Origin of the sequence: Kitasatospora sp. NPDC047058 (assembly GCF_040643935.1) — a bacterium.
Classification (GTDB): domain Bacteria; phylum Actinomycetota; class Actinomycetes; order Streptomycetales; family Streptomycetaceae; genus Kitasatospora.
Genome location: NZ_JBEYVJ010000256.1, coordinates 1 through 10,500, shown reverse-complemented (window position 1 = coordinate 10,500; position 10,500 = coordinate 1). Strand labels below are relative to the sequence as shown.

2 protein-coding genes and 1 pseudogene are annotated in these 10,500 nt (G+C 74.6%); all 3 read right to left on the bottom strand.

Annotated features, from left to right (window positions below):
* Positions 1-73 (bottom strand): hypothetical protein (locus tag ABZ885_RS28495; protein ID WP_360194529.1); only part of this gene is annotated, 73 nt, incomplete at its 3' end.
* A gap of 19 nt (positions 74-92) precedes the next feature.
* A pseudogene (locus tag ABZ885_RS28490) lies at positions 93-3,878 on the bottom strand (type I polyketide synthase); the annotation flags it as partial.
* Positions 3,879-3,924: 46 nt separating this feature from the next.
* Positions 3,925-10,497: an SDR family NAD(P)-dependent oxidoreductase gene (locus ABZ885_RS28485; protein WP_360194526.1), complete on the bottom strand. Its 6,573-nt coding sequence runs from the start codon at positions 10,495-10,497 to the stop codon at positions 3,925-3,927.
* Between the last annotated feature and the right edge of the window lie 3 nt (positions 10,498-10,500).

Here is a 10,500-nt window from a genome sequence, read left to right as displayed (position 1 = left end):
CGCGGATGGCTTTCTCGCCCTCGGGGCCGGTGACGCCGGCGATGACGCGGTCCGGGCGCAGCGTGTCCTCCACGGCATGGCCCTCGCGCAGGAACCTCGGGGACGCTGCCACCCGCGTCGACGGCCGCCAGCAGCGCGGCCAGGTCGGCGTACGACTCGGCGCCGGGCAGCTCCTCGCCGAGGACGGCCCAGCGGCCGTGCGGCTCCTCCGGCCCCACGGCCGCGAGCGGGACCCACTCCACGCCGAACAGTTCGTCGCGAGCCGGTGCCGCAGCCGCGGCGAAGGGCCGCAGGACCAGCGAGCCGACAGAGGCGATCAAGGCGCCCGTGGCGTCGGCCAGGGCCAGGGAGACGCCGTCGCCGGTCCGCTCCAAGGTCACCCGGACCCTGGCCGCGGCGGCGCCCGTGGCGTGCAGGTCGACGTTCCCCCAGGAGAACGGGACCTCCAGCCGGTCCCGGCGCTCGCCCGTGCCCACGATCACGTGCAGGGCGGCGTCCAGCAGAGCGGGGTGCAGGCCGAAGTCGGCGGCGTTCACGCCGTCCGGCAGGGCGACCTCGGCGAACAGCTCCGCGCCGCGCTGCCAGGCCGCCCGGATCCCCTGGAACGCCGGACCGTAGGCGAGGCCGCTGGTGGCCAGCGCCGGGTAGAACCCGTCCAGGTCCACGGCTTCCGCGCCGGCCGGGGGCCACGGGGCGAAGTCGGTGCCCGCGCCGTTGGCGGCCGGCGCCCCGGCCGGGGCCAGCGCGCCCGCCGCATGGCGGGTCCACTCCCCCTCGGGCGCGGCCTCCTCCGCCTGGGCGTAAACGGCCACCGCGCGACGGCCGGACTCGTCCGGGCCGTCCACGGTCACCTGCACGCGGACGCCGCCCTGGGGCGGGAGCACCAGCGGCGACTCGATGACCAGTTCCTCGACCCGGCCGCAGCCGGCCTCGTCACCGGCCCGCACCGCCATCTCGACCAGCGCGGCACCCGGCACCACGACCTGGCCGGCCACCACGTGGTCCGCCAGCCACGGCTGCCGGGCCAGCGACAGCCGCCCGGTCAGGAGGACGCCGCCACTGGCCGGCAGGGTCACCGCCGCACCCAGCAGCGGGTGGCCGGGGGTCTCCAGGCCGAGGTCCTCGGCGCGGCTGCCCAGAGCGGGGGTCAGCCAGTAGTGCTGGCGCTGGAAGGCGTAGGTGGGCAGGTCGACGCGCCGGGCGCCGGTGCCCGCGTAGAGCTCGCCCCACGCGACCGGGACGCCGCGGACGAACGCCTTGGCGAGCGCGGTGAGCAGAGCGCGGGGTTCGTCGCGGCCCCGGCGCAGCAGCGGGATCCAGACCTCGGGCTCGCCGTCGGCGTCGGCGTCGGTGCGGGTCTGCGGGCCCATGCCGGAGAGGATGCCGTCGGGCCCGATCTCGATGAACGTCCGTACACCGGAGACACGGAGGGCGTTGGCGGCGTCGGAGAAACGGACCGCCTCGCGGACGTGCTTCACCCAGTACGCCGGGTCGGTGACCTCGTCCGTCACCAGCTCGCCCGTGAGGGCGGAAACCATCGCCAGCCTGGGTGCGCGGTAGCTGACGGAGGCGACGACGCGGGCGAACTCCGCCAGCATCGGCTCCATCAGCGGGGAGTGGAAGGCGTGGGACACCTGGAGGCGCTTGGTCCGCGCCCCCGCTTGTGCCAACTGCTCGGCGGCGTCGAGCACTTCGCCTTCGGCGCCCGAAATCACCACCGCCCTCAGACCGTTGACCGCCGCGATGCCGACGCCCGTGCGGGCGGCGATCGCTTCGAGGACCTGTTCCTCGGTGGCTTCGACGGCCACCATGGCTCCGCCGGTGGGGAGTTGCTGCATCAGACGGCCACGGGCCGCCACCACCGCACAGGCGTCATCCAGCGACCACACGCCCGCCACGTGCGCGGCCGCCAGCTCACCGATGGAATGCCCGGCCACCACCTGCGGCGACACACCCCACGACTCCAACAGCCGGAACAGCGCCACCTCGACCGCGAACAACGCGGGCTGAGCCCACCCCGTGCCATCGATCCGGCCCTCGCCCTCACCACGGATCACCGCGGCCAGCGAGCCGTCCAGGTGCTCGGCCAGCCCCGCGCACACCGCGTCGAAGGCCTCGGCGAACACCGGGAACGCCGCATACAGGCCCTGGCCCATGCCCACACGCTGGGCACCCTGCCCCGTGAACACGAACCCGACCTTGCCCGCTGCGCCGGCCGCCCCGGACACCACGCCCGGAACCTCATACCCCTCGGCCAAAGCCTGGAGCCCGGAGGCCAGTTCGTCGCGATCCGCGCCCAGCACCACCGCGCGCTGCTCCAGCGCCGCCCGCGATGTCGCCAGCGACCAGCCCACGTTCGCCGGATCGGCGTCGTCCCGGACGAAGGCCGCGAGCCGCTCGGCCTGACCCGCGAGGCCCGCCGCCGAACGCCCCGACACCACCCACGGCACCACCGGCAGCACCCGGCCGTCCGTACCGGACTCGGCAGCCTCCTCCGCCGGAGCCTGCTCGATGATCACGTGCGCGTTGGTGCCGGAGAACCCGAACGACGACACACCGGCACGCCGGGGCCGCTCGCCCGTCTCCGGCCAGGGCTGTGCCTCGGTCACCAGCCGCACCGCGCCCGACTCCCAGTCGATCCGCGAGGACGGCTCGTCCGCGTGCAGGGTCGCCGGCACCACGCCGTGCTGCATCGCGGTCACCATCTTGATGACCCCGGCCACGCCGGCCGCCGCCTGGGCGTGGCCGATGTTGGACTTCACCGAGCCGAGCAGCAGCGGCCGGTCCTCGGGACGCTCCTGGCCGTACGTCGCGAGCAGCGCCTGCGCCTCGATCGGGTCGCCCAGCCGGGTGCCCGTGCCGTGCCCCTCGACCACGTCGACGCCGTCGGCACCGATTCCGGCACTGGCCAGCGCCGCCCGGATCACCCGCTGCTGCGAGGGGCCGTTGGGTGCCGTCAGACCGTTCGACGCACCGTCCTGATTGACTGCTGTCCCCGCCACGACCGCCAGGACCCGATGCCCGTTCCGGCGCGCGTCCGACAGCCGCTCCACGACCAGGACGCCGACACCCTCGCCCCAGCCGGTGCCGTCCGCCGACTCCGCGTACGCCTTGCAGCGACCGTCGGCCGCCAAGCCGCGCTGCCGCGAGAAGTCGATGAACGTGCCGGGCGTCGACATGACGGTCACGCCACCGGCCAGGGCCAGCGAACTCTCGCCCGAGCGCACCGACTGGCAGGCCAGGTGCAGCGCCACCAGCGACGACGAACACGCCGTGTCCACCGTCACCGCCGGCCCCTCCAGGCCCAGCGCGTACGCCACCCGCCCCGAGACGACCGACCCCATGCCCCCGGTGCCGAGGTACCCCTCGGCCTCCTCCGGCACCGGGTAGAACGGCAGGTAGTCGTGGTAGAAGAGCCCCGCGAACACGCCTGTTGCGCTGCCCCGCAACCCGGTCGGATCGATCCCCGCACCCTCCAGGGCCTGCCACGACGTCTCCAGCAGCAACCGCTGCTGCGGGTCCGTCACGACCGCCTCACGCGGGCTGATCCCGAAGAACTCGGCGTCGAACTCCCCCGCCTCGTAGAGGAATCCACCCTCGCCCGAGACGCTCTTGCCCACTGCGTCCGGATCCGGGTCGACCAGGTCCCCGGGCCAGCCGCGGTCCGCCGGGAAGGGGCCGATCGCGTCCTTGCCCGACGCGACCAGCTCCCAGAACTCCTCCGGCGACGACACCCCGCCCGGAAACCGGCACGCCATCCCGACGATGGCCACGGGTTCCTGCTGTCGGCCCTCCACCTCCCGCAGGCGCTCCCGGGTCTGGGCGAGGTCGGTGGTGACCCGCTTGAGGTAGTCACGGAGCTTCTCTTCGTTCGCCATCCGAATGGACGCCTTCCTCATTACGCACGGTGGTACGGCGACGTACTCAGAGCCCGAGCTGGTTGTCGATGAAGTCGAACATGTCGTCGTCACTGGCCGACTGGATCCGGTCGGCGACCGAGACACCGTCGTCGTCGCCCTCGCCGGATCCGGCGGTGTCGCTCAGCACGGAGAGGATGTCCTTGAGCCGCGCCGTGACCCGTGCCCGGGCGGTCTCGTCACCCAGGAGTTCGGTGAGCGACGCTTCGAGCCGGTCGAGTCCGGAGTAGGCGGAGAGGGCGGCCGATTCCTCGGCGACCGAACCGAACAGCTCCTGGGCCACGAAGCCGGCCAGCGCCGTCGGGCTCGGGTAGTCGAAGACCGCCGTGGCCGGCAGCCGCAGGCCGGTGGCGCCGTTCAGCCGGTTCCGCAGCTCGACCGCGGTGAGCGACTCGAATCCGACGTCCCGGAAGGACCGTTCCGCGTCGAGGCTGCCCGGCCCGGACATGCCGAGCACCAGGGCCGCCTGCGACAGGACCAACTCCCGTACGGCGTCGAGCCGTTCGTCCGGGCTCAGCGCGGCCAGCCGGGCGGCCAGCACGTTCTGGTCACCGGCGGCGGACTCCGCGACCGAACGGCGGGCGGACCCGCCGGCACGCGGCACGCGCACCAGGCCGGACAGGAGCGCCGGGACGTCGCCGGAGCGTCGCAGCGCGGGCAGGTCCAACTCGGATGCCACCAGCAGTGCTTCGGGCCGACCGACGGCCGTGTCCAGGACGGCGAGGCCGCGTTCGTCGGACAGCGGGCGCATGCCCTGGCGGGCCAGCCGCCGGCGGTCGGCGTCGGTGAGTTCGCCGGCCATGCCCTGCTCCCAGGGGCCCCACGCCAGCGACACTGCCGGCAGGCCCGAGCGGAGTCGGTGGGCGGCCAGGGCGTCCAGGAAGGTGTTGCCCGCCGCGTAGTTGGCCTGGCCCGCGTTGCCGATCACACCGGCGATCGACGAGAACAGGACGAAGGTGTCCAGGTCCAGGTCGCGGGTCAGCTCGTGCAGGTGCCACGCCGCGTCGACCTTCGGGCGCATGACCTCTTCCAGCCGCTCCGGGGTCAGCCCGGCGAGGATCCCGTCGTCGAGCACTCCCGCCACGTGGACGACGCCCGTCAGCGGCACGTCCTTCAGGACGCGCGCGAGCTCTTCCCGGTCGGCGACGTCGCAGGCCGCAACGCCGACGTCGACGCCCGACTCCTTCAGGTCGGCGACGAGTTCCGGCATCCCGGCGGCGTCGATGCCGCGGCGCGACACCAGCACCAGCCGCTCGGCCCGGCCGGTCGCCGCGAGATGCCGGGCGACCAGGCCGCCCAGCGCGCCCGAGGCGCCGGTCACCAGCACCGTGCCGGCCCGGCCTTCGGCAGTGGCCGGGGCGGGCGCGGCCGGCACCCGCACCAGCCGCGGCACGCGCACCTGGCCGGCCCGCACCGCGAACTGCGGCTCACCGGACGCCGTGCCCGCCCGCAGGCACGCCATCGCCTCGTCGGACAGGCTGGACAGGTCGGCCAGGTCGGCCAGGTCGGCCAGGTCGGCCAGCGTGATGCGCCCCGGGTTCTCCGACTGGGCCACCCGGACGAGACCCCAGACGGGCGCGGCCGCGACCTCCACCGGTGAGTCGGCGTCGGCCTCCACCGCGCGTTGGGTCACCACCAGCAGCTGCGACGCGGACAGCGCGTCCGCGGCCAGCCACTCCTGCACCAGGCCCAGCGTGTCCGTCGCGGTGGCGCGCGCCGCGCCCGGGATGTCGCCGCCGTCCGGCGCGGGCGCGACCCGGGTCACCACGACCTCAGGGACGGTGCCGCCCTCGTCGAGCGCTGCCAGCAGCGCGGCCAGGTCGGCGTACGACTCGGCGCCCGGCAGCTCCTCGCCGAGGACGGCCCACCGGCCGTCCGGCTCCGCGGAGACCGCCGCCGGGGCCGGTACCCACTCCACCCCGAACAGGTCGTCGCGAGCCGGTGCCGCAGCGGCCACGAACGGCCGCAGGACCACGGAGCCCACCGACGCGATCAGCCCACCGGTGGCGTCGGCCAGGGTCAGGGACACGCCCTCGCCCGAGGCCGACGGCGTCACCCGCACCCGGGCCGCCACCGCATCGGCGGCGTGAACCACCACGTCGCCCCAGGCGAACGGGACTTCGGCGTGGTCCCGCTGTTCGCCGGCGCCCACGATCACGTGCAGGGAGGCGTCCAGGAGGGCAGGGTGCAGGCCGAAGCCGGTCACGTTCACGCCGTCCGGCAGCGCCACCTCGGCGAACAGCTCCTCGCCGCGCCGCCACACCGCCTGCGTCCCGCGGAACACCGGGCCGTAGGCGAGACCGCTCCCGGCCAGCCCCGGGTAGAACCCGTCCAGGTCCACGGCTTCCGCGCCGGCCGGGGGCCACTGCGCCGATTCGCTGCCGGCGTCGGCATCGGCGGCGATGTCGGCCGGAGCGAGCGCACCGGCGGCGTGCCGGGTCCACCCCTCGTCCGACGCCGCGTCCTCGGCCTGGGCGTAGACGGCCACCGCGCGCCGGCCGGACGCGTCCGGCCCGTCCACCGTGACCTGCACCCGCGCTCCGCCCTGGGGCGGGAGCACCAGCGGCGCCTCGATCAGCAGCTCCTCGACCCGGCCGCAGCCGGCCTCGTCACCGGCACGCACCGCCATCTCGACCAGCACGGCACCCGGCACCACCGCCTGCCCGTCCACCGCGTGGTCGGCCAGCCAGGGCTGACCCGCGAGGGACAGCCGTCCGGTCAGAACAAGGCCGCCACTGGCCGGCAGGGTCACCGCCGCGCCCAGCAGCGGGTGGCCCGGGCTCTCCAGGCCGAGGTCCTCGGCGCGGCTGCCGGGGGTGACGTTCAGCCAGTAACGCTTCCGCTGGAAGGCGTAGGTGGGCAGGTCGACGCGCCGGGCGCCGGTGCCCGCGTAGAGCTCGCCCCACGCGACCGGGACGCCGCGGACGAACGCCTTGGCGAGCGCGGTGAGCAGGGCGCGGGGCTCGTCGCGGCCCCGGCGCAGCAGCGGGATCCAGACCTCGGGCTCGCCGTCGGCGTCGGCGTCGGTGCGGGTCTGCGGGCCCATGCCGGCGAGGATGCCGTCGGGGCCGATCTCGATGAACGTCCGCACACCGGAGACACGGAGGGCGTTGGCGGCGTCGGAGAAACGGACCGCCTCGCGGACGTGCTTCACCCAGTACGCCGGGTCGGTGACCTCGTCCGTCACCAGCTCGCCCGTGAGGGCGGAAACCATCGCCAGCCTGGGTGCGCGGTAGCTGACGGAGGCGACGACGCGGGCGAACTCCGCCAGCATCGGCTCCATCAGCGGGGAGTGGAAGGCGTGGGACACCTGGAGGCGCTTGGTCCGCGCCCCCGCTTGTGCCAACTGCTCGGCGGCGTCGAGCACTTCGCCTTCGGCGCCCGAAATCACCACCGCCCTCAGACCGTTGACCGCCGCGATGCCGACGCCCGTGCGGCCGGCGATCGCTTCGAGGACCTGCTCCTCGGTCGCCTCGACGGCCACCATCGCGCCACCGGTGGGAAGTTGCTGCATCAGACGGCCACGGGCCGCCACCACCGCACAGGCGTCGTCCAGCGACCACACGCCGGCCACATGCGCGGCCGCCAGCTCACCGATGGAATGCCCGGCCACCACCTGCGGCGACACACCCCACGACTCCAACAGCCGGAACAGCGCCACCTCGACCGCGAACAGTGCAGGCTGAGCCCACCCCGTGTCATCGATCCGGCCATCCCCCTCGCCGCGGATCACCGCAGTAAGAGACCCGTCCAGGTGCTCGGCCAGCCCCGCACACACCGCGTCGAACGCCTCGGCGAACACCGGGAACGCCGCATACAGTCCCTGGCCCATGCCGATCCGCTGGGCACCCTGCCCCGTGAACACGAACCCGACCTTGCCGACACCACCCACGGTGCCGGTCACCACCTCGGGCACCTCAAGCCCCTCGGCCAAGGCCCTGAGCCCGGTCGTCAGTTCGCCGTTGTCGGAGCCGAGCACCACCGCACGGTGCTCCAGCGCCGCCCGCGACGTCGCCAGCGACCAGCCCACGCTCGCCAGATCGGCCTCACCCCGGACGAAGTCCGCCAGCCGCCCGGCCTGCCCCGCAAGACCCGCCGCCGAACGCCCCGACACCACCCACGGCACCACCGGCAGCACCCGGCCGTCCGCACCGGACCCGGCAGCCTCCTCCACCGGAGCCTGCTCGATGATCACGTGCGCATTGGTGCCGCTGATGCCGAACGACGACACCCCCGCACGCCGCGGGCGCTCGTCCGAGTGCGGCCAGGGCACCGCGGACGTCGCCAGCCGCACCGCGCCCGCGTCCCAGTCCACGTGCGAGGACGGCTCCTCGGCGTGCAGCGTCCTCGGCAGCTGCTCGTGCTGCAGTGCCAGCACCGTCTTGATGACGCCCGCGACACCCGAGGACCACTGGGTGTGCCCGATGTTGGACTTCAGCGAACCCAGCAGCAGCGGCCGGTCCTCGGGGCGCCCCTGGCCGTAGGTCGCCAGCAGGGCCTGCGCCTCGATCGGGTCACCCAGCTTGGTGCCCGTCCCATGCCCCTCGACCACGTCCACGTCGCCCGTGGCCAGCCCCGCATTGTCCAGGGCCGCCCGGATGACCCGCTGCTGCGACGGTCCGTTCGGCGCCGTCAGACCGTTCGACGCACCGTCCTGGTTGACGGCGGAGCCGCGCAGGACCGCGAGCACCTCGTGCCCGAGCCGCCGCGCGTCCGACAGCCGCTCCAGCACGACGATGCCGGCGCCCTCGGCCATGCCCATGCCGTCGGCCTGCTCCGAGTACGCCTTGCAGCGGCCGTCCGCCGCGAGCCCCTGCTGGCGGCTGAACCAGGCGAGCCACGAGGTGGTGGCGTGCACGGTGACGCCGCCCGCCAGCGCCAGCGAGCACTCGCCCGACCGCAGGGCCTGGCCGGCCAGGTGCAGGGCGACCAGCGACGAGGAGCACGCCGTGTCGACCGTCAGGGCCGGGCCTTCGAGGCCGAGGGTGTAGGCCACCCGGCCCGAGATCACGCTGGGGGCGATGCCCGACTGCAGGTGGCCCTCGAGTTCCTCGGGCGCGTTGGCGCCGTAGCCGGACGAGGACGCGCCCACGAAGACGCCGGTCGCCGAGCCGCGCAGCTGCCGCGGGTCGATGCCCGCCCGTTCGAAGGCCTCCCAGGAGAGTTCGAGGAGCAGCCGCTGCTGCGGGTCCATCGCCAGCGCCTCGCGCGGGCTGATCCCGAAGAAGGCGGCGTCGAAGTCGCCTGCTCCCGTGATGAATCCGCCGCCGCGGGTGTAGAAGGTGCCGGCCCGTTCCGCGTCCAGGTCGAAGAGCTGGGAGAGGTCCCAGCCGCGGTCGGTGGGGAGTGCGCCGACGGCGTCGCCGCCGGCGGCCAGCAGCTCCCACAGCTGCTCCGGGGCATCGACGTCGCCGGGGAGGCGGCAGCTCATCGCCACGATGGCGATCGGCTCGTCGGCCCCGGCGGGCGTCCGGCCCGGGGCGGCGGGCTCGTCGGCCTGCCCCAGTGCTTCCGCCCGCACGTACTCGGACAGCGCCACGGGGGTCGGGTAGTCGAAGATCAGGGTGGTGGGCAGCCGCATGGCGACCGCGGCGCTCAGCCGGTTGCGCAGCTCGACGCCGGTCACCGAGTCGAACCCGAGTTCCTTGAAGGTGTGCGCGGGGTCGAGCGCCTGCGGGGAGGTGTGTCCGAGGACGGCTGCGGCGTGTGTCCTGACCAGGTCGAGGACCACCTGGTCCTGCTCCGGCCCGGGCTGGCCCACGAGCTGCCGCAGCAGCCCGGTGGCGGCGTCGGCCAGCGGCGCCCCGGCCGTGTCGGCGACCGGCTGCGGCAGCTCCATGACGGGTGACGACGCACCGCCGTCGAGCCAGAAGCGCTGGTGCCGGAAGGCGTACGTCGGAAGGTCGACCGGCTCGCCGGCCGGGAGCACGGCGCTCCAGTCCACCGGCACGCCCTGGACGAACGCGCGGGCCAAACCCGTCACCACGGGCGTGACGCCCTCGTCGTTCCGCCGCTGCAGCGGGACGAAGGCGGCGTCCTCGTTCCCGGTGCCGGCCACGATGTCCGGGCCCAGCGAGGACAGCGACCCGTCGGGGCCGACCTCGATGAACACCGACACGCCCTGCGCGGCGAGTGCGGCCACGGCGTCGGCGAAGCGCACCGCACCGCGCGTCTGCGCCGGCCAGTAGCCCGCCTCGCACTCGGTCACCAGCTCACCGGTCAGCGCACCCGCCCACATCACCTGCGGACGGTGGTACTCCAACCCGGCGGCCACGGCGGCGAGTTCGTCGAGCACCGGGTCCATCGCCGGCGAGTGGAAGGCGTGCGAGACCCGCAGCCGCCGCACCCGTCGGCCGCGCTCCCGCCAGAGCTCCACGACCTGGTCGACGGCCTCGGTGTCGCCGGAGATCACCACGGATTCCGGCGCGTTGACCGCGGCGATCGCGACGACGCCCGGCAGCTCGGCGAGCGTCGCGAGGACGTCGGCCTCGGGCGCGTTGACCGCCGCCATCGCACCGCCGGCCGGCAGCGCCTGCATCAGCCGCGCCCGCGCCGCCACCAGCTTGCAGGCGTCCTCCAGCGA